Below are 18,745 nucleotides of genomic sequence, written 5' to 3' on the forward strand. Positions count from 1 at the left end.
GCCGGCGGCCTCAGTCCGTCGGTACGCCGGCGGACTCGCCCCCGCCCCCGCCCTTGCCCTCCGCACCGCACGCCGCCGCCCAGTGGCATGCCACCTGGGCGTCCCCGCCCCCGTTCAGCACCGGCAGATCCACTGTGCGGCAGGCCTCCGCCACCCCCGCCCGCTCCGCCTCGCCCGAGGCCAGGACCTGGCAGCGGACGTGGAAGCGGCAGCCGGACGGCACCTTGGAGGGGTCCGGCGGCTCGCCCGCCAGCACCACCGGTTCGCCCTCCGCCTCCGGAAGGACGGACAACAGGGCCCGGGTGTACGGGTGCTGAGGGGCCGTGAGCAGCTGCTCGACCGGGCCCGTCTCGACGATCCGGCCCAGATACATCACCGCCACCCGGTCCGCGATGTTCCAGGCGAGCCCGAGGTCATGGGTGACGACGAGCGCCGAGAGCCCCAGTTCGTCCCGGAGGCGCAGCAGGAGCGCCAGGATCTCGCCCCGTACCGACGCGTCCAGCGACGCCACCGGCTCGTCGGCCACGATCAGCTCCGGCTCCAGCACCAGGGCCCCGGCGATCACGACGCGCTGGCGCTGACCGCCCGACAGCTCGTGCGGGAAACGCAGGAAGAACCGCTCCGGCGGGCGCAGGCCGGCCCGGGAGAGGGCGTCCGACACGGCGGCCCGCTCGTCGCCCGCGTACCCGTGGATGCGCAGGCCCTCCGCCACCGCGTCGTACACCGTGTGCCGGGGGTTGAGCGAGCCGCTGGGGTCCTGGAGGACCAGCTGCACGCGTTTGCGGTACGCCTTCAGCGCCCGGCCCGTGTAGTCCAGCGGGGCGCCGCCGAAGGTGACCCGCCCGGAGGTGGGCGGGACCAGGCCGAGCAGGGAACGGGCGAGCGTCGTCTTGCCGCAGCCGGACTCGCCGACCAGCGCGACGATTTCGCCGGGGCGGATGTCCAGGTCGACGCCGTCGACGGCCCGGGCGGTGGCGGCCCCGCGCCGGCCGGGGAACGCGACCTTCAGCGTCTCGGCGCTGAGGAGGGGCGCGGCGCCGGCCGGAGGGACGGTGCTCATGTGGTGCTCCTCGTGTCGTCGGCCCCCGGGGAGACCGGTTCGTCCACCAGGACGCAGGCCGCACGGCGCTCCGCCCCGGCCTCCCGCAGCTCCTGGTCCTCGGTGTCGCAGACGTCCAGCGCCACCGGGCACCGCGGATGGAACGTACAGCCGCCCGGCAGCGCGGCCGGGTCCGGCGGGTCGCCGGGCAGCCCGCGCGGGGCGTGCCGCGAGGACAGGTCCCCGATCCTCGGGAACGCGGCCGAGAGAGCCTTGCCGTACGGGTGACGGGCGTCCGTGTACACCTGCCGGGCCGGGCCCTCCTCCACGACCCGGCCCGCGTACATCACCGAGAGCCGGTCGCAGGTGTCGGCGAGCACCGCCAGATCGTGGCTGATCATGATCAGGCCGACGTTCTGGTCGGACACGAGCTGCTCGATCAGGCGCAGGATCTGCGCCTGGATCATCACGTCCAGCGCGGTCGTCGGCTCGTCCGCCACGATCAGCCGCGGATCGCAGGCCAGCGCCATCGCGATCATCACGCGCTGGCGCTGCCCGCCGGACAGCTCGTGCGGATACGCCTGCGCGCGGGCGGCGGGCAGGCCGACCTGTTCCAGCAGCTCACCGGCGCGCCTGCGGGCGGCCGCCGGAGTGGCCTTGCTGTGCAGCAGGATCGGCTCGGCGATCTGGTCCCCGACCCGGTGGACGGCGTTCAGCGAGTGCATCGCGCCCTGGAAGACGATCGACGCCCCCGCCCAGCGGACCGCCCGCAGACGGCCCCACTTCATGGCGAGGACGTCCTCGCCGTCGAGCAGGATCTCGCCCGTCAGCTTCGCCGTCGCGGGCAGGAGCCGGAGCAGCGCCAGAGCCAGGGTGGACTTCCCGCAGCCGGACTCCCCGGCGATGCCGAGCTTCTGCCCGGCCTCGACCCGCAGATCGACCCCCCGCACGGCGGGGACGGCGCCGGACCCGTCCCCGTACGTGACGGTCAGATTCCGCACCTCCAGGAGCGGGGGGTCGCCGACCGGCTCCGGCGTGCCGGGCGAGCCGGACGGGTCCGGGTTCGGCGTGGTGGTCGTGGTCGTGGCGGTCAACGGGACACCCCCAGCTTGGGGTTGAGCACGGACTCGATGGTGCGGCCGCACAGCGTGAAGGCGAGGGCGACCACGGCGATGGCGAGTCCGGGCGGAGCGAGGTACCACCAGTTTCCGGAGCTGACCGCGCCGGCCTCGCGGGCGTCCTGGAGCAGACCGCCCCAGGAGACGATCGTGGGATCGCTGAGCCCGAGGAAGGCGAGGGTCGCCTCGGTGAGGATGGCGGTGGAGATCACGAGCGTGGTCTGCGCCAGCACCAGCGGCATCACATTGGGCAGGACATGGCGCGACATGATGTGCCCGTGACCGCCGCCGAGCGCCCGCGAGCGTTCGATGTACGGGCGGGACTCGACGGACAGCGTCTGGGCGCGGACCAGCCGGGCGGTCGTCGGCCAGGTCGTCACGCCGATCGCCAGGATCGTCGTCCAGATCGACCGGGAGAGGACCGTGGCCAGGGCGATCGCCAGCACGAGGGTCGGCATCACCAGGAACCAGTCCGTCACCCGCATGATGACGGTGGCGTACCAGCCCTTGAAGTGGCCCGCGGTGATCCCGATCAGGGTGCCGATCGCCACCGACAGGAACGCGGCGAGCAGCCCGACCGTCAGCGACACCCGCGTCCCCCACAGCATCAGGGCCAGCAGGCTGCGCCCGAACTGGTCGGTCCCGAGCGGGAATTCACCGCTCGGCTCCTCCAGCGGGCCGCCCGAGGTGTTTGTCACGCTCTGCGAGTCGGCCCCGACCAGCAGCGGGGCGGTCAGCGCCAGCAGGGCGATCACCGCGAGCACGGCGAGCCCCACGAGGCCGGCCCGGTGCGTGCGGTACTGCCGCCAGAAGCGGGTCACCGCCTGTCGCCGCCGCGCCCGGGTCAGGGCGCGCGGGCTCTGCGCCCGTACGTCCCCGGGGGTCCCTGAGGGCTTGCGGGCGTCCGGCTCCTGCGGTTCGGAGGGCTTCTCCATCGACGTCGTCATCGGCCCACCCGGGGATCGAGCAGCGGATAGATCACATCGGCCAGCGTGTTCATCAGGATCACCGCGGCGGCGAACACGAAGAACAGCGCCTGCACCAACGGCAGGTCGGGCACGCTCAGCGCCTGGTAGAAGAGACCGCCGAGACCCGGCCAGGAGAACACCGTCTCCACCAGGATCGCCCCCGCCACCGTCGTACCGAGGTTGACGAAGAGCAGGGTGACGGTCGGCAGCATCGCGTTCGGCACGGCGTGCTTCCGGCGGACGAGGTCGTCGCGCAGCCCCTTGGCGCGGGCCGTCGTCAGATAGTCGCTGCCCATCTCGTCCAGCAGCGAGGAGCGCATCACCAGCAGGGTGCGCGCGTACTCCACGGCGACCAGCGTGACGACGGGCAGCACCAGGTGGTGGGCGATGTCCAGCACCCGGGCGAAGCCCTCGGTGTTGCCGGACTCCATACCGCCGGTCGGGAACATCCCGGGGATCGGACCGATGCCCACCGACAGGGTGATGATGAGGAGCAGACCGAGCCAGAACGAGGGCACCGAGTACAGCGTCAGCGCGAACGCCGTGTTGGCCCGGTCCCCGGCACTGCCGTTGCGCCACGCGGAGCGCGCGCCCAGCCAGATGCCGAGCAGCGTGTAGATGACGAAGGCCGTCCCGGTCAGCAGCAGGGTCGCGGGCAGCGCCTCGGTGATCTTGTCGACGACCGGGGCGCGGAACTGGTACGACGTACCGAAGTCGCCGGTCAGCGCCTTGCCGCAGTACTGCGTGAACTGCTGCCACAGCGGCAGGTCGAGCCCGAACTCACGGCGCATCGCCGCGATCTGTTCGGTCGACACCTGACGGCCGCCGGTCATCTGCTTGACCGGGTCGCCGGGGATCAGCCGGAAGAGGAAGAAGCTGGTGACGAGGACGGCGAAGAGGGAGACGGCCGCCCCGGCGAGCTTGCCCGCCGCGTAGCGGGCGTAGGCGGCCGTACTGCGGGAGCGCGGGGAGCGGGCCGACGGCCCGGCCGGAGCCGGGCCGCCGGATGCGGTGCTCTCCACGCCCGCCGCGCCCTTCAGCAGGGCGGGAGTGCTTTCTGAGCTCATGGACTATTCACGGTCTTCCGCGGTGGAGCGGCGACGCATGGCGAACAGGAGTCCGCCACCGGCGAGGACGACGACGGCGATCCCGACCCCGACGAGCACCCCGGTGGAGGAACCACCGGAGTCGGAGGAACCGGACGAGGCCCCGGCGGCCGGGACCGCCGACCACCAGCTCCAGTAGCCGTCCTGGCCGTAGATGTTGCCCGCGGCCGACGGCATGGTGGTGATGGACTCGATGTGGTCGGTGCGGTAGGCCTCGACGGCATTCGGGTACGCCATGACGTTCATGTACCCGGTGTCGTACAGCCGCGACTCCAGTTGCTTGACCAGATCCGCCCGCTTGGCGGGGTCGTACTCCGCCAGTTGCTTCTTGTAGAGCTCGTCGTACTGCTTGTCGCAGATGAAGTTGTCGGTCGCGGCCGACTCCTTCGCCTTGGACGGCAGCGCGGCGCAGGTGTGGATGGAGAGGACGAAGTCCGGGTCGGGGTTGACGGACCAGCCGTCGAAGGCGAGGTCGTACTCACCGGCGTACCAGGGGTCGGAAACGTTGTCGAGGCAGTCGACCTTCAGCCCGATGCCCTGCTCGCCCCACCACTCCTGGAGGTACTTGCCGATCGCCTTGTCGTTGGGGTCGGTGGCGTGGCAGAGGATACGGAAGTCGAGCGGCTTGCCGTCCTTGCCGACGCGCTTGCCCGCACCGTTCTTCTTGTACCCGGCCTCGTCGAGGAGGGAGGACGCCTTCGCCGGGTCGTAGGCGAGCTTCTGACCGTCCGCCGGCTTCCAGAAGTAGTCGCCGAAGCGCGGCGGGATGTAGCCCTCGCCCTCGACGGCGTGGCCCTGGAAGACCTTGTCGATGATGGTCTTGCGGTCGACCGCCATGAACAGCGCGTGCCGCACCTTCTGGTCCAGCAGCGCCGGGTGGCCGTCGCCGAACTTCTGCCCGTCCTTCGTCCGCGCCCCGGGGTTGACGGCGAGCGCGAAGAAGCGGCGGCCCGGGGCGTCGTTCACCTTGATGTCCGGGGCGTTCTTCAGCGAGGCGGACTGGGCGGGGGTCAGGCTGGGGCTGCCCGCGACGAAGGAGACCTCACCCTTGCGCAGGGCGGCCACGGCCGCGTCCTGGTCCTTGTAGTAGCGGAAGACCAGCTCGTCGAACTTGGGCGACCCGCGCCAGAAGTCCTTGTTGGCCTTGAGCTTCACATAGCTGTCGACCTTGTAGTCCGTCAGGATGAACGGACCGTTCCCCACGATGGGGAAATCCTTGTCGTTGTTGAACTTCGAGAAGTCGCCGACCTTCTCCCAGACATGCTTCGGGACGATCGGGACGTCGAGCGCGGCCATCGTGGCCTGCGGCTCCTTGAGCGTGATGACCAGCTTGTCCTTGCTGGGGGCGGTCACCTTCTCGAAGTTGCCGACGAAGCTGCCGTTGGAGGTGGCCGCGCCCTCGTCGGTCATCATCTTGTTGAACGTCCAGGCCGCGTCCTCGGCGGTGGCCTGCTGCCCGTCGGACCACTTCGAGTCCGAGCGGATCGTGTACGTCCACGTCAGCTTGTCCGCGGAGGGCTCCCAGGCGGTGGCGAGCCCCGGGATCGCCTTGTTGTCCTTGGGGTCGTAGTTGGTGAGGTAGTCGTACATCAGCCGGTGGATGCTCGTGCTGACGAGCCGCTGCGCCAGGAACGGGCTGAGGGAGTCGACACTCTGCGCGACGGCGACCGTGAGCGTCGTCTTCCCGTCGTCGGCGCGGGCCTCGGAGGGCGCGGGCGCGAGCGGGTTGCCCGGGACGACGGACCCGGCGGCGAGCGCCAGGGCGGCCGCTCCGGAGGCCAGCAGGAGGCGTAGGCGTCGGCGTGGCCGGACGGAGTGGTGAGGAACTCTTGTGACCATGGACGGTGACCTCGCGTCATCACTCGCTGAAGAAGGGCGGGTAGATCTCTGGTTCGCCAGTTGGTGAAGCGAAGGTTTATCAGCGGTGGTCGAGGCTCGTCAACGGTGTGTCAAACCGCGTGTGGGCTGCGGGAATGCGGAAGGGCTCGCACCGCGTGAGCGATGCGAGCCCTCACTGGTCTCAACCACTTCGGCCGTTTCGGCGGCCCCGTGGCCGACCTACTGCCGCGGTGCCGGGGGCGGCTGCGGAGGCGTCTGCTGCCACCCGGCCGGAGGCACCGGACCCTGGAGATCGGGCTGGCCTGCCGGGTTGGCCGGTCCGCCCTGCTGCTCGGGCTGCCCCTGCTGCGGCACACCGGCCCCGGGCGTACCGTGCCCGGCCTGCGGGGGAGGCGACTGCTGCGGAGGCGTCTGCTGCCACCCGTTCTGTGGTCCGCCCGGCGTCGGCTGCGGCGGGTAGGGGGCCTGAGGCGCGCCCGGCTGACCGGTCGTCTGATATCCCCCGTACGGCGGCTGTCCACCGTAGGGCTGACCGCTGTAGGGCTGGTGGCCGGGCTGGGGCTGCTGGCCCTGCTGCGGCTGGCCGGGCTGCTGGGGTTGTGGGGCGTAGGGCTGGCCGGGGCCGGGCTGCTGGGGGGCGTACGGCTGCTGGCCAGGGATCTGCTGGCCGGGGATCGGCTGTGCTGCCGCGGGCTGACCGGGGCCGCCCGGCTGGCCCGGCATTTGCTGGCCTGGCATCGGCTGGCCAGGGATCTGCTGGCCTGGGATCTGCTGGCCCTGTCCCGGGAAGCCCTGCTGGCCGGGCAGCGGCGGGGCGTACTGCGGCGGCGGGTTCTGGCCGTCCGCCGTCCAGAGTCCCTGCTGCTGCTGGGCGCGCGCGAAGTCCTCGGCCACCAGCGCCGAGAGGTGGAAGTACGCCTCACGGGTCTTGGGCCGCATCATGTCGAGGTCGACCTCGGCGCCCGCCGCCAGGTGCTCGTCGAACGGCACGACGACGACGCCGCGGCAGCGCGTCTCGAAGTGCTGCACGATGTCGTCCACCTTGATCATCTTGCCGGTCTCGCGGACCCCGGAGATGACGGTGAGCGAACGCTGCACCAGGTCCGCGTACCCGTGGGCCGAGAGCCAGTCCAGCGTCGTGGAGGCGCTGGACGCGCCGTCGGCCGAGGGGGTCGAGATGATGATCAGCTGGTCGGCGAGGTCGAGGACCCCGCGCATCGCGCTGTAGAGCAGCCCGGTGCCCGAGTCGGTGAGGATGATCGGGTACTGCTTCCCGAGCACCTCGATCGCGCGCCGGTAGTCCTCGTCGTTGAACGTCGTCGAGACGGCCGGGTCCACGTCGTTGGCGATGATCTCCAGACCGGAGGGCGCCTGCGAGGTGAACCGGCGGATGTCCATGTACGAGTTGAGGTACGGGATGGCCTGGACCAGGTCGCGGATGGTCGCCCCGGTCTCGCGGCGCACGCGGCGGCCCAGCGTGCCGGCGTCCGGGTTGGCGTCGATGGCGAGGATCTTGTCCTGCCGCTCGGTGGCCAGCGTCGAACCGAGGGCGGTGGTCGTGGTGGTCTTGCCCACGCCGCCCTTGAGGCTGATGACGGCGATGCGGTAGCAGGACAGCACCGGCGTACGGATCAGGTCCAGCTTGCGCTGCCGCTCGGCCTCCTCCTTCTTGCCGCCCAGCTTGAACCGGGAGGCGGCGGAGGGGTTACGGCTGCTCTTGGCCTTCTGCTTGCCCCGCACCAGCCGGTCGGAGGAGAGCTCGACGGCCGCGGTGTACCCGAGCGGGGCGCCCGGCACCGACCGCTCGCGCTGGTCGTGCGCGACGGGGGTGGGCCAGGCGCCGCCCGCACGCGGGTCGACGGGGTGCTGCTGATGCGGCTGGGCCTGTGGCTGTCCCTGTGCCGGGGGCTGGGCTTGGGGCTGCTGTCCGTACGCCTCTGGCTGCTGCGGTGCGACGGGTGCGGGGAGGTTCGGGGTGCCCTGGGCCGGGAAGGGCGCGGGGGGCTGGGGGGCGTTGGGGGCCTGGCCCGGCTGACCCTGCTGCTGAGGCTGCTGAGGCTGCTGAGGCTGCTGAGGCTGCTGAGGCTGCTGAGGCTGCTGACCCGGCTGGCCGGTGTGCGGAAAGCCGTAACCGCCCTGCTGCGGGAAGCCGTAACCGCCCGCGCCCTGAGGGGACTGGGGGTGGGCCTGCGGAGGCAGCGGTGCGCCGGGGCCGGTCTGGGCGGGCTGACCGGGGAACGGCTGCTGCTGGTGCGCCGGCTGGGGTGCCTGGGGAGTCTGGGGTGCCTGCGGCGGCTGGGCAGCCGGGGCCGCCTGGGGGAAGCCGTAGCCGCCGGGCGCCTGGTCCGCCGGGGCGGCACCGGGCCACTGCGCCGCGGGCTGCGGTGCGGAGGGCGCCGGAGCAGCTGGCTGGAAGGCGGGCGGCAGGGGCGGCAGCGCGCCGCCCTGCGCGGGCGGCGACCACGGCACGGGTGCGGCGGCGGCCTGCGGGGCGTCGGTGGCGGGCGGGGGCGCGTCCTGGGGCGCGGCGTCTTGAGGGCCCGCGTCCGTAACGGCGGCGGGCGCGTCATCGGCGGCGGTCTCGGCAGCGTCGCCGCCCTCGACCTCCGCAGAGCCCGCGTCCGTACGGGAGACGGCAGCGGAGTCGGCGTCGGAGAGCGAGTCAGGGGAGGCCGCCGACTCGGAGGACGTACCGGACGAAGACGTACCGGACGAAGACGTACCGGACGGAGACGCGTCCTCGGAGTCCGTACCGGAGGCTTCAGGGGAGCCCGGGGCGTCGCCCTCCCCGGCCTTCTCGTCATCCGTCTCGTCGGCCTTCGCACCGGCGTCGGGCGCACTGTCCGTGGCGGAGCCGGAGCCGGAGCCGGCCGCCGCCGCGGCCTCCGCCTCGCGCTCCGCGATCTCCCGCTTCAGCGCGGCGGGCGAGAACCGCATCGTCGCGCCGCTCTCCACATCGCCCCCGCCGAACGGACCGGAATCCGCGCTGTCGGCGGCCTGAGCGGCCGGAGCCTGCGCCTGCGGACCCTCCGGCGCGGCCGGGGCCTCCGCGGCCGAGGGAGCGGGCACCGGCGGTGTGGGCGTCCAGTTGGGCTCGAAGCCGCCGGGCGCCGCCGACAGACCGGGCGAGGACAGGGGCGCCCCGACCGGCGGCGGAGGGGGCGCCAGATGCGAGCCCGCTCCTCCCGACGAGTCCCCCGCCGCGTTCTGCGTGTACCAGGCGGGAGGGGTGTAGTCGATGGTGAACTCACCCGTCATCTCGGCGGGATCCGCGTCGGACGACTCGTCGACGGGCAGGTCCCATCCGCCGCGGATCTCGTCCCGATCGCCGTTCACTTTGCCTCCTGGTGTGGTCGAGCACCCTTGTGCCGTGGTGGGTGGGGGCGACCGTTCCCGATGTGCCGGTCCGCCCGGCTCTCCCCCTGTTCGACGCGCATCACCTGCTCGCAGGTTTCCTCTGCCGCGCCCCACCCACCCTAATCGCCATCCGGGGAACTCAGGCAGGGCGTAGGGCACGGCAAAACCCGCCCCACCGGCGCTGTGTCACAGCCCGGTGAACCCCGTGTGAGGGAAGGGCGGTCGCGAGCCGGGCATTACCGGCCATACGCGTACGAGACGAAGGGGGGAAGGTCACTTCGGCGGTCGTCCGTCACCGCGTCCCGCGCCTCTCGCGGTGACGGACCCGCGTGACGCCGGACCTACGTGAGGTCGAACTCACCGTCGCGAGCGCCCAGGACGAACGCCGTCCACTCCGCCTCCGTGTACCGCAGGACGGTGTCCGGGTCCAGCGAGGAACGCATGGCGACGCCGCCGCCCGGCAGATGCGCGATCTCGACGCGCTCCTCCGCCTCCTCGGTGCCCGGGGCGCTGAGCCAGGTCACGTCGGAGATGTCGAGAGCGTAGAGCTCGTCCTTTTCCTGCTGGGTGCCCATGACTGGCGTCCCTTCGATCGAGCGGATTCGGTGCGTGGTCCATGTTCCCTGGTGACAGGGGCGTGCGTGGGCCGAACGGGCCAGGAAGACGGGATAGAAAACGGGGCAGGAATCAGTCCATCCGGCGAGCTGTGCCCAGCAGACCGGTCTCGGCATCGGTCGGGTTCGTCATCACCCAATGGTGTTCGCGCCCTGCGACCCACAACGTGACGCCGTCCGCCAGCGTGGGCAGCGCCTCGTACTCGGCGCGCGCGAGACCCAGAATCCGGCCGATCTGCTCGGCCTCGCCGGGGGAGACCCGCTGGACGCCCACCAGCGCCGAGGACCGCATCAACCGCGGTGCGACGGGGCTGAGATAGGGGAGCAGCGTCAGCACGGACTGCCACGGCGAGGACACCACCCGGCCACGCGGCGGCCGCATCCCGCAGTCCCGTACGACGACCACGGGGCTGCCCACGGTCGCACCCGTCGGCGGAACGCGCCCCACGTCGTACAGGGACACGCACTCAAGACCGGCGCCCGCCGCCTGGGCGAGCGTCGTCCAGGCCTGCACGCGACCGGTCTCGACCGCCACCCGGGCGCCCGTGCCCGCCGCCCGCAGCGCCAGGACCTGCGCCGTCCACAGCCCGCCGATCAGCGTGACGTCGTACGGCACCGGGCGATGGAACCCGATCAGCTGCGGCTTGTTGTTCGCGTCGTTGCCGATGATCACGCCGTCGTCGCCGACCGGCAGCGACAGCGCGCCCAGATGGTCCGCGGGCACCGTGTGACCCGCGTGGCGGGGGCCGCGCAGCCCGCGCCGGGGCTCGGTCCGGTTGCTCACTGTGCGCCTCCCAGCGGGAGCGTGGCCAGGACACCCGGCAACTGCTCGCGGTCCAGCCGTACCAGACCCACCTTGGCGTGCCGGGCGGCCTGCTCCAACGTCCTTCTCACGCCGATGAGTTCGGTGTCCGAACCACCCGTGACCCGCACATGGCCGGCCACGTTCGCCGACCCTTGGCGCGCTCCGCGACGTACCGTCAGGCTGAACGTCGTCGCGTACGCGGGCACCGACGTCAGCAGCGCGACCAGCTGCGGCAACGGCGTCGCGCCCCGCCCCAGTTCGGGCCAGCGGTCCACCGCGTATGTGGTGTGCCAGCGGTCGTCGCACCGCCAGACCCGTGACGTCTCCATGGTGCGCCGCTGCGGTGCGGCGTCCGGGCGGCCCGCCCGGCCCGACAGGATGGGATTGGCGCAGGCGGAGGTGGCCACCGCGGAGTTCAGCTCGTCCTGGTCCAGCACAGCGGCCTGGAAACCGGCGCCCGTGATCCTGCTCGCCACATGGTCGGCGACCCGCACCAGACAGCGCTGCGCGCCCTCGATCCCGCCGCCGCGCGCCTCGATGGCCTCACGGCACAGTTCCGGATCCAGCTTCACCGCCACCCACGTCATCCGCAGGGCGGGCGCACCGGTCTGGTCCTGGAGCGGCGCGTAGGAGAGGCGGGCCACCGACTGCTGCGGCAGATGAGGGGCCGGTGCGCACCGCACCTGCTGCACCAACTGCGCCGACTCCGCCACGATGTCGTCCACCGTGAGGGCGTCGCCCAGCAGTGACAGCGGAAGCGACCGGGCGCCGAACGCGGGCCGCAGCGACTCACCGCTCGCCTCGACCCGCACCACGGCGGTCAGGAACGTACCGTCGCCGAGCATCCCCACCGTCCGGTGGTTCCGGTCGACGTAGACCTGCGGGGCGAAGCCGGGAACGTTCTCGGCGACCGGGGCCAGCATCGGCTCCGCGTCCGCGGACGACAGAGCGGCGGCGGCCCGGCGGCGGGCCCGCAGCCCCAGAGCGCTCGACGCCCAGTCCTGGAGCGCGCGGCCCCGTCGGCGTACCACCGCGAGGGCAATGAACAGACACAGCAGTACGAGAGAGGGGATCAGCCACGCGCCGCCCAGCGCCGCACCGACGGCGGCGATCACGAGACCCACCTCGACGATCACCAACTGCCGCAGTACCGGGCGTACCCGGTCGGTCCGCGAGATCGAACGCAGGGTCGTCGCGGCGGGTGCGGCCGACCCGGGGGAGGCGGCGGGAGAGGACGGATCGGGGGCCGGTGCGGGCGGCTGGTTGCTGCGTTGCCTCCGGGAAGTTCCGGCGGCTCGACGGCCGGCCCGCCCGGTACGCTCGCGCGTAGCTGCACCCATCGCCGCGTTGCCCCCTCGTGTCCGTATTCACCGCTTTTTACACGGGTGTTGATCGGGTCGTCACCCTACCTGAGCACGGGGAGCGGAAGCCCAGCAGGCATAGTAGGGGCGCGGTACGGCAGCGGGGGCCGACGGTGCGTGTGGGACCCTGCTTCGATCACTTTCGATCACTGGGGACGAAGGGTCAGCGAACACATGGCATCACGGCGGGACGAGCTCAACGCCTATACCTTTGCGAAGCGGAGGTTGATCGCACAGTTCCTGCAACCCAACCCCACCGGTTCCGAGGAAGGCGCCCCGCGGCCGCTGCGCGCGGTGCTGCCCGGGGCCATCATCGCCGTCGTGGTTCTCGCCGTGTTCGGCGCCTGGGGCATGTTCAAGCCGGTGGCCCCCCAGAAATGGGACACCCCCAAGGAACACGTCATCATCGCCAGCAAGTCCACCACCCGGTACGTGGTGTTGACGACCGATGGCAAGAAGCAGCTGCACCCCGTTCTGAACATGGCCTCCGCCAAGCTCCTGCTCGCCCCGGACAAGGGCACCGTCGTCAACGTCAACGAGTCCGTCCTGGACAACGGCAAGATCCCGCACGGCGCCACCCTCGGCATCCCGTACGCCCCCGACCGGCTGCCCGACGCCAAGGAAGCGGGCGCGGCCAAGCGCTGGGCGGTCTGCGAACGCCCCGGGGAGGGCGGCCGCGCGATCCAGAAGGCGACCTTCATCTTCGCCGAGCGGGAAGAGAAGAAGACCGAGGGGAAGAACGCCCTGCGGGGCGGCGAGCTGATGTACGTCGAGGGCCCGGACCGGACCCGCTACATCGTCGACGCCTCCGGCAAGGCCTACCCCGTCCAGAAGGACGAACTGCTCCTGCGCACCCTGGTCGGCCAGAACTCCAAGCCCCAGCGGGTCTCCGCCGCCTGGCTGGCCACGCTGCACACCGGGGACCCGATCACCTTCCCGACCGTGAACGGCAACCCCGGAGACCCCGCGGGCGCCCCCGGCACCCTGGACGAGCGGACGAACCGCGTCGGCATGGTCCTGACCGCGACGGCGGGAACCAGGACCCAGAGCTATGTCGTCCTGCCGGGCAGGGTCGCTCCGGTCTCGGACTTCACCGCGAAGCTCCTGCTCAGCAGCCGGCAGCTGGTGCCCCTCAAGCAGGCGGGCACGGCACAGCCCGTGAGCGCCGCCGAACTCGAACCGGGCGCCCCGTTCGGCCAGCAGCGGGACTGGCCGGCCGACTGCCCCGAGCCCGTCAACTCCCCCGATGTCACGAAGGGCAGCCGGAACACCGTGTGCAACGTTCTGCGGGGCGTGGACGCCGACAGCGGCGCCACCACCCTGAGCACCTGGGTGGGTACGAGCTTCCCCGCGACGCTCCCCACCGGCTCCAGCAGCGCCTACGTCACGCCCGGATCGGGCGAGTTCTTCCGCCAGTTCAAGGGGTCCACCACCAGCGCGGGCTTCCTCTTCCTGGCCACGGACACCGGTCTGCGCTACGCGATGCAGTCCAACAGCGACAGCGGCCAGGACGACTCCGGCATCGGCGAATCCGGCAGCAAGAAGGACCGGGAGGACCAGCAGCAGGAGGCGCAGCAGGCGCAGAACCGGCTCGGCTACAAGGACGTCGACCCCAACCCCGTACCGGCGACCTGGTCCGCCCTCCTGCCGACCGGCCCCCGGCTCTCCACCGGCGCGGCGAGCCAGCCGCAGGGCTCATGACGATGGCAGACACCTTTGCTTCCGGCCGTGCCGCCCGTCGCCTCCTCACAGCCACCGCGGCAACGGCAGTCCTCCTGATCACCCTTCCGGTGGCCCGCGCGGCGGCGGAGGACTCGACCCAGTGCACGTTCCCGTCCAAGAAGTACCCGGGCCGCCCCTGGGCGTTGCAGCGCGTCCTGCTGGACGAGCTGTGGAAGCAGTCCACGGGCAAGGGCGTCCGCGTCGCGGTCATCGACACCGGCGTCGACATCAAGAACGACCAGCTCACGTCGGCGGTCGACGTCAAGGCGGGCCGCAACTACCTGCCGAAGGGCCTCAAGACCGACGACGGCAGAAAGATCGAGCGCGGCAAGGAGAACGGCACCACGGACACCGTGGGCCACGGCACCAAGGTCGCCGGCATCATCGCCGCCCGCGAGGCGAAGGGCACCGGCTTCAGCGGCCTCGCCCCCGACGCCACGATCATCCCGATCCAGCAGAACGACGCCGAGGGCCACGGCAACACGGCGACCCTCGCCAGGGCCATCACCTACGCCGCCACCGAGGCGAAGGCCGACATCATCAACATCTCCCAGGACACGGCAGACGCCGTAAGGCCGTCGGCGGCCCTGAAGCAAGCCGTCGACAGCGCCCTCGCCCGGAACATCGTGGTCGTCGCCTCGGCCGGCAACGACGGACTTGGCGGAAACGTCAAGGAGACCTACCCGGCCTCCTTCGAAGGCGTCCTGGCCGTCGCCTCGTCGGACCGCAACAACGAACGGGCGGCCTTCTCCCAGTCCGGAGACTTCGTCGGCATCGCCGCCCCCGGGGTGGACATGATCTCCACGGTCCCCGGCGGCGGACACTGCGTCGACAACGGAACCAGCTTCTCCGCCCCGTACGTCGCCGGGGTCGCCGCCCTGATCAGGGCGAAGCACCGCGACTGGACGCAGGCGCAGATCGTCGCGCAGATCCAGCAGACCGCGGAACGCTCCATCGCCGGCCACGACCGCGCGGTCGGCTGGGGCGTCGTCGACCCGGTACGCGCCCTCACCGAGGACGACAAGCCGATCGACCGCCCGATCGCGAGCGAGGGCATGAGCAAGGGCAAAGCCCCCACCCCCGCCGAACTCCACCTCGGCGAAACGGCCGACGAGCGCAACGCCCGCCTGGCGACGTACGTCATGGTCGGCAGCGGCGTCCTGGTGGCGGCGATCGCGGGCACGGCGGTCGCGGTACGGGACAAGCGGCGGCGCACGGGGCAGGTGGCCGGGTGAGGTGCGGCAGCGGACGAACGGTGAAGGTCCGTCAAGAGACCGGTCATGAGACAAGTCACGTGGCCACCAAGTCGATTGGCGCTGTCGTAGGCAGTGACTAGAGTTGTCACGATGAGATCGGATCGGACCGTGTCAGTGCGATAGCAACGCGGAACGGTCCGAGCAAACGGGGATGCAGAACGGGGAGGGCGGCGCTGTGGCCGAAGACGGTACGGGTGACCTCAAGCGCGGGGTGGGCGCGCTGGAGAAGTTCAAGAAGAGCGTCGACGCTCTGCTGGCGGACTTCGAGGGCTCGGCGGCCAGCAAGTCGAAGGTCGCCGACCAGAAGATCACGCGAGCCTCACTGAGCGGCCAGAACGCCTGCTTCGCCGAGGCGGACGGCCTGTACACCCAGTACAACCGGGTGCACTCCTCCCTTGTCTCGCTCTCCAAGTCCTTGGGTGACCAGATCGAGTATCTGAGCTTGGGGGTGCATGCGGCGGCGGTGGGCTTCGACAACGTCGAAAATGACATCAGGCAGCGCTTCCACGAGATCCAGACCCGCCTGTACGAAGAGAACGAGAAGAACACCAAGCCTGAACCGACCAACAACGACAAGCAGGTCGACTCCGGGTGGGGAGCGGAATGAGCGACGAGAACCTGACGCCCGCCGAGCAGCGGAAGCAGGACGACGCGCGGGTCAAGATCCAGATGGCGCAGACGGACATCTCCGAGGCTGTCCGCAAGATGCCCCTCGCCAGTGCGCCCGCCGGCCGTACCTCCTTCGAGGGATTCCAGCTCAACTCCATGATTGACCTGGTGGAGAAGACCAAGCCGGAAGATCTGGAGAACGCGGGCAAGGCGCTCTGGGACGCCAGGGACGCCATCAAGAGGGCCGCGCAGGAGCTGGAAGACAACATGAAAGGCGTCGACTGGCAGGGCGAGTCCGGAACGGCCTTCCGCGCCTTCGGCAAGGGTCTGGTCGCCCACGCCCGGAAGCTGGGCGAATTCGCGGACGTGGCCGGCACGCAGATCACGGTCGCGGGCACCGGTCTTGCCTCCGTACGCAGCGCCATGCCGCCCCGCGACAGCCGCCAGGTACGCAAGAGCCCGGACGACATCGAGCTCCCGGGCCGGGTCGCGGACAACCCGGAGTACCAGGCCGCCCTCAAGGTGGAGAAGGACCGCCAGGAGGCCATCAACCAGATCAACCGGCTGGCTTCGTACTACTCGGTCTCGGGGGAGCGGCTGGAGGGGCAGGAGCCGCCGCGGTTCGATAAGCAGCTGGGTATTAATGTGCCGCCGCCGACGACCGATCGTCGTGAGAGTCCGTCGTCTGGTGCTTCCGGCGAGCGCTCCGAGAGCTTCGGCAAGAGTGCAGTGCTAGACGCGGCAGGACGCACGAACTCAGCGCGCTCTGCTCCGGCAATTGCAACCAACCTGCCACCGGTTGAGGCTCTCGGCTCAGCACCCCTGCCGGACAGGACCATCGGCACGGAGATCAACGCCGTCGCGCCTCCACAGGCTCCGACGACGATCAACGGCACACCACCGCCACCGTCGCCCACGCCCACGACGGGCCCGTCCGGAGCACCGCCGACGTTCATGCCGCCCAGTCTCACCAACCCCGTGCAGGGCGGCACGCAGCGTTCGACGGGGCCGACGGGCATGCCGCGAACGGTCGGTCGGGCCGGCCAGGGAATGGGCAAGGCTCAGCCCATCGGGGCAGGTCCCGTCGGCAAGGGGCAGGGCGGTCCCCCGATCGGTCGTCCCGGCCCGATGGCGGGCGGAGGGGCGTTCAACGGTCGTCCGCCGGTCGGACCGCAGTCGCAGGCGCCGACTGCCGGTCGATCCGGTGTGACGGGCGGTCGGCCCACCGTCGGCCCCGGTGGTACGTCCACCGGCACCGGTCCCCGTGCCGGAGGCAGGAACGGCATCGTCGGGGGGACCCCCCAGCAGGCGTCGCCGCAGGGCAGGGCCACTGCCGGAGGTACCGGTCAGCGCGGAGTGATCGGGGGACGTGGAGCAGCAGCTGCTCCCTCTCGTCCCGGTGGGCGGCCCACTCCCGCTTCCGGTGCCAACGGAGTCGTCGGCGCACCCCGCAAGGCTGCCGGAACCGGCTCGAACGCCAAGGGCTTCACAGCCGGTGGCGCGGGCCTCGTTCGGGGCCCCGCAGGCCGCCGGAACAACGGCCGGGAGGACGAGGCCAACGGGTCGACCCGCCCGGACTACCTGACAGAAGACGAAGAAACGTGGAATGCCGGACGGCGCGGAGCCGTGCCGCCGGTGGTCGAGTAGCAGTTCCAGGGAAGGTTCGGAAGCCGGGATGACAGCAGGAATGAGCCGAGCTCGGAGGCGCGTGCGTGTGCTCGGCGCGCTGGCTGTGGCCGCTTCGTGGAGTGTGTTGTTCGTCGGGGCGGCGCAGCCTGCCGCAGCCGACACACAGTCGAAGCAGTGGTACCTCGCCGCGATGCAGGCCGAGGACATGTGGAAGGTCACGACCGGCGAAGGCGTCAAGGTCGCTGTCGTCGACACGGGGGTGAACTCGTCCACGCCGTCGCTGCGGGGACAAGTCCTCAAGGGAGTCGATGCAACCGGTGCCCCGGGCGACGAAACCGACGACTATGAGGGTCACGGTACGACCATGGCTGAGCTAATCGCGGGCACGGGTAAGGGGGGCGGCCTGAAAGGACTCGCTCCGGGAGCCAAAATCATTCCTCTGCGTATTGCCCTGGGTGAGTTTCAAGAGAAGCATTCCAGCTCGATCCAGGACATAGCAAATGCCATCCGCGCTGCTGCCGACAGTGATGCGCAGATCATCAGTATGTCCTTCGGAAGCCGGCACACCACGCCTCAGGATCGCGAAGCGATCAAGTACGCGGAAAGCAAAGGAAAGTTGCTCTTCGCGGCTGTAGGGAACGAAGGGCATAAGCAGAACGAGCTCGGCTATCCGGCGGCCTATCCTCAGGTAGTGGGTGTTGCTTCAGCAGACCGAGCGGGGAAGGTCTCGTTCTATTCGCAGCATGTGGGCACGGTAGATGTCGCGTCACCTGGGAGTGACGTTCCCAGTTGGTGCGACAAATCCTTCGAGAGCTACTGTGACGGCGACGGCGGCACCAGTGCCGCCACCGCCATCGCCTCCGCTTCCGCAGCCCTCGTCTGGTCCCTCCATCCCGACTGGACCGCGAACCAGGTCCTGAACGTCCTCTTCGACACTGCTGCGCGCGACTGGAAGGACGGCGAGCGCAGCGAATACCTCGGGCAAGGCCTGATCCGCCCCTCGATGAACATCCTTAAGGGCAAGGGCGACCCCGGTGACCCGGACATCAGCCCGCTCACCAAGGAGAGGACGACCGGCCCCGCCAAGTCGTCCGAGCCTTCCGCCTCCACCTCCACCTCCGCCTCGCCGCAGCCCGCCAAGAACGGCGCGGAGGGCGACAAGGCCGTGGCGGTGAAGGAGTCCAACTCCTCCGACGACGGAAACCAGTTGGGCCTGATCCTCGGCCTGGCCGCAGCCGTGGCCGTACTCGGAGGCGTGGCCTACGTCGTGGTCCGCAGGCGTAAGGCCGCTTGACCGCACGTTCCACATGTACCGGCCGGCG

The 18,745-nt window shown here is 70.9% G+C and carries 14 protein-coding genes; 5 read left to right on the plus strand and 9 right to left on the minus strand.

The features are described 5' to 3' along the window. Positions 1-10: 10 nt before the first annotated feature. The 9 genes from A3Q37_RS31035 to eccE form a co-directional block, all read right to left on the minus strand. Positions 11-1,060 carry an ABC transporter ATP-binding protein gene (locus A3Q37_RS31035; RefSeq protein ID WP_065489713.1) on the minus strand — a complete coding sequence of 350 codons (1,050 nt, stop codon included), beginning with the start codon at positions 1,058-1,060 and terminating at the stop codon, positions 11-13. Next, positions 1,057-2,133, minus strand: a complete 1,077-nt coding sequence (locus A3Q37_RS31040) for an ABC transporter ATP-binding protein (RefSeq protein ID WP_065489715.1) — start codon at positions 2,131-2,133, stop codon at positions 1,057-1,059. Before A3Q37_RS31040 ends, A3Q37_RS31035 begins: the two co-directional genes overlap by 4 nt. Further along, complete coding sequence (locus tag A3Q37_RS31045) at positions 2,130-3,104, minus strand: ABC transporter permease (protein ID WP_079138067.1); 975 nt, start codon at positions 3,102-3,104, stop codon at positions 2,130-2,132. Before A3Q37_RS31045 ends, A3Q37_RS31040 begins: the two co-directional genes overlap by 4 nt. Further along, positions 3,101-4,192 (minus strand): ABC transporter permease, encoded by a 1,092-nt coding sequence (locus A3Q37_RS31050; RefSeq protein WP_065489719.1) that lies wholly within the window; start codon positions 4,190-4,192, stop codon positions 3,101-3,103. Before A3Q37_RS31050 ends, A3Q37_RS31045 begins: the two co-directional genes overlap by 4 nt. Before the next feature lie 3 nt (positions 4,193-4,195). Then, on the minus strand, positions 4,196-6,070 hold the full coding sequence (locus A3Q37_RS31055) for an ABC transporter substrate-binding protein (protein ID WP_065489720.1): 1,875 nt from the start codon (positions 6,068-6,070) through the stop codon (positions 4,196-4,198). Positions 6,071-6,289: 219 nt separating this feature from the next. Continuing rightward, a complete protein-coding gene (locus tag A3Q37_RS31060) occupies positions 6,290-9,406 on the minus strand; it encodes an SCO5717 family growth-regulating ATPase (RefSeq protein WP_065489722.1) in 3,117 nt (1,038 codons plus the stop codon). 362 nt (positions 9,407-9,768) lie between these two features. Then, entirely contained in the window at positions 9,769-10,002 is a 234-nt protein-coding gene (locus A3Q37_RS31065; protein WP_010061864.1) for a DUF397 domain-containing protein, read from the minus strand. Between the two features lie 112 nt (positions 10,003-10,114). After that, positions 10,115-10,825: a hypothetical protein gene (locus tag A3Q37_RS31070; RefSeq protein ID WP_032770050.1), complete on the minus strand. Its 711-nt coding sequence runs from the start codon at positions 10,823-10,825 to the stop codon at positions 10,115-10,117. Next, positions 10,822-12,186, minus strand: a complete 1,365-nt coding sequence (gene eccE, locus A3Q37_RS31075; RefSeq protein ID WP_065489724.1) for a type VII secretion protein EccE — start codon at positions 12,184-12,186, stop codon at positions 10,822-10,824. Before eccE ends, A3Q37_RS31070 begins: the two co-directional genes overlap by 4 nt. A 195-nt stretch (positions 12,187-12,381) precedes the next feature. Here eccE and eccB point away from each other — a divergent pair, with 195 nt between their 5' ends. The 5 genes from eccB (at position 12,382) to A3Q37_RS31100 (ending at position 18,717) form a co-directional block, all read left to right on the plus strand. Next, on the plus strand, positions 12,382-13,908 hold the full coding sequence (gene eccB / locus A3Q37_RS31080) for a type VII secretion protein EccB (RefSeq protein WP_065489726.1): 1,527 nt from the start codon (positions 12,382-12,384) through the stop codon (positions 13,906-13,908). 2 nt (positions 13,909-13,910) lie between these two features. Then, positions 13,911-15,164 carry a type VII secretion-associated serine protease mycosin gene (gene mycP, locus A3Q37_RS31085; protein ID WP_065489728.1) on the plus strand — a complete coding sequence of 418 codons (1,254 nt, stop codon included), beginning with the start codon at positions 13,911-13,913 and terminating at the stop codon, positions 15,162-15,164. 172 nt (positions 15,165-15,336) lie between these two features. Then, on the plus strand, positions 15,337-15,792 hold the full coding sequence (locus A3Q37_RS31090) for a hypothetical protein (RefSeq protein ID WP_065489730.1): 456 nt from the start codon (positions 15,337-15,339) through the stop codon (positions 15,790-15,792). Continuing rightward, positions 15,789-17,441, plus strand: coding sequence for a hypothetical protein (locus A3Q37_RS31095; RefSeq protein WP_065489732.1), 1,653 nt, complete (start codon positions 15,789-15,791; stop codon positions 17,439-17,441). Before A3Q37_RS31090 ends, A3Q37_RS31095 begins: the two co-directional genes overlap by 4 nt. Before the next feature lie 28 nt (positions 17,442-17,469). Continuing rightward, complete coding sequence (locus A3Q37_RS31100) at positions 17,470-18,717, plus strand: S8 family serine peptidase (protein ID WP_065489750.1); 1,248 nt, start codon at positions 17,470-17,472, stop codon at positions 18,715-18,717. Positions 18,718-18,745: the final 28 nt, after the last annotated feature.

Origin of the sequence: Streptomyces sp. PTY087I2, assembly GCF_001687325.1 — a bacterium.
In the GTDB taxonomy this organism is placed as follows: Bacteria; Actinomycetota; Actinomycetes; order Streptomycetales; family Streptomycetaceae; genus Streptomyces.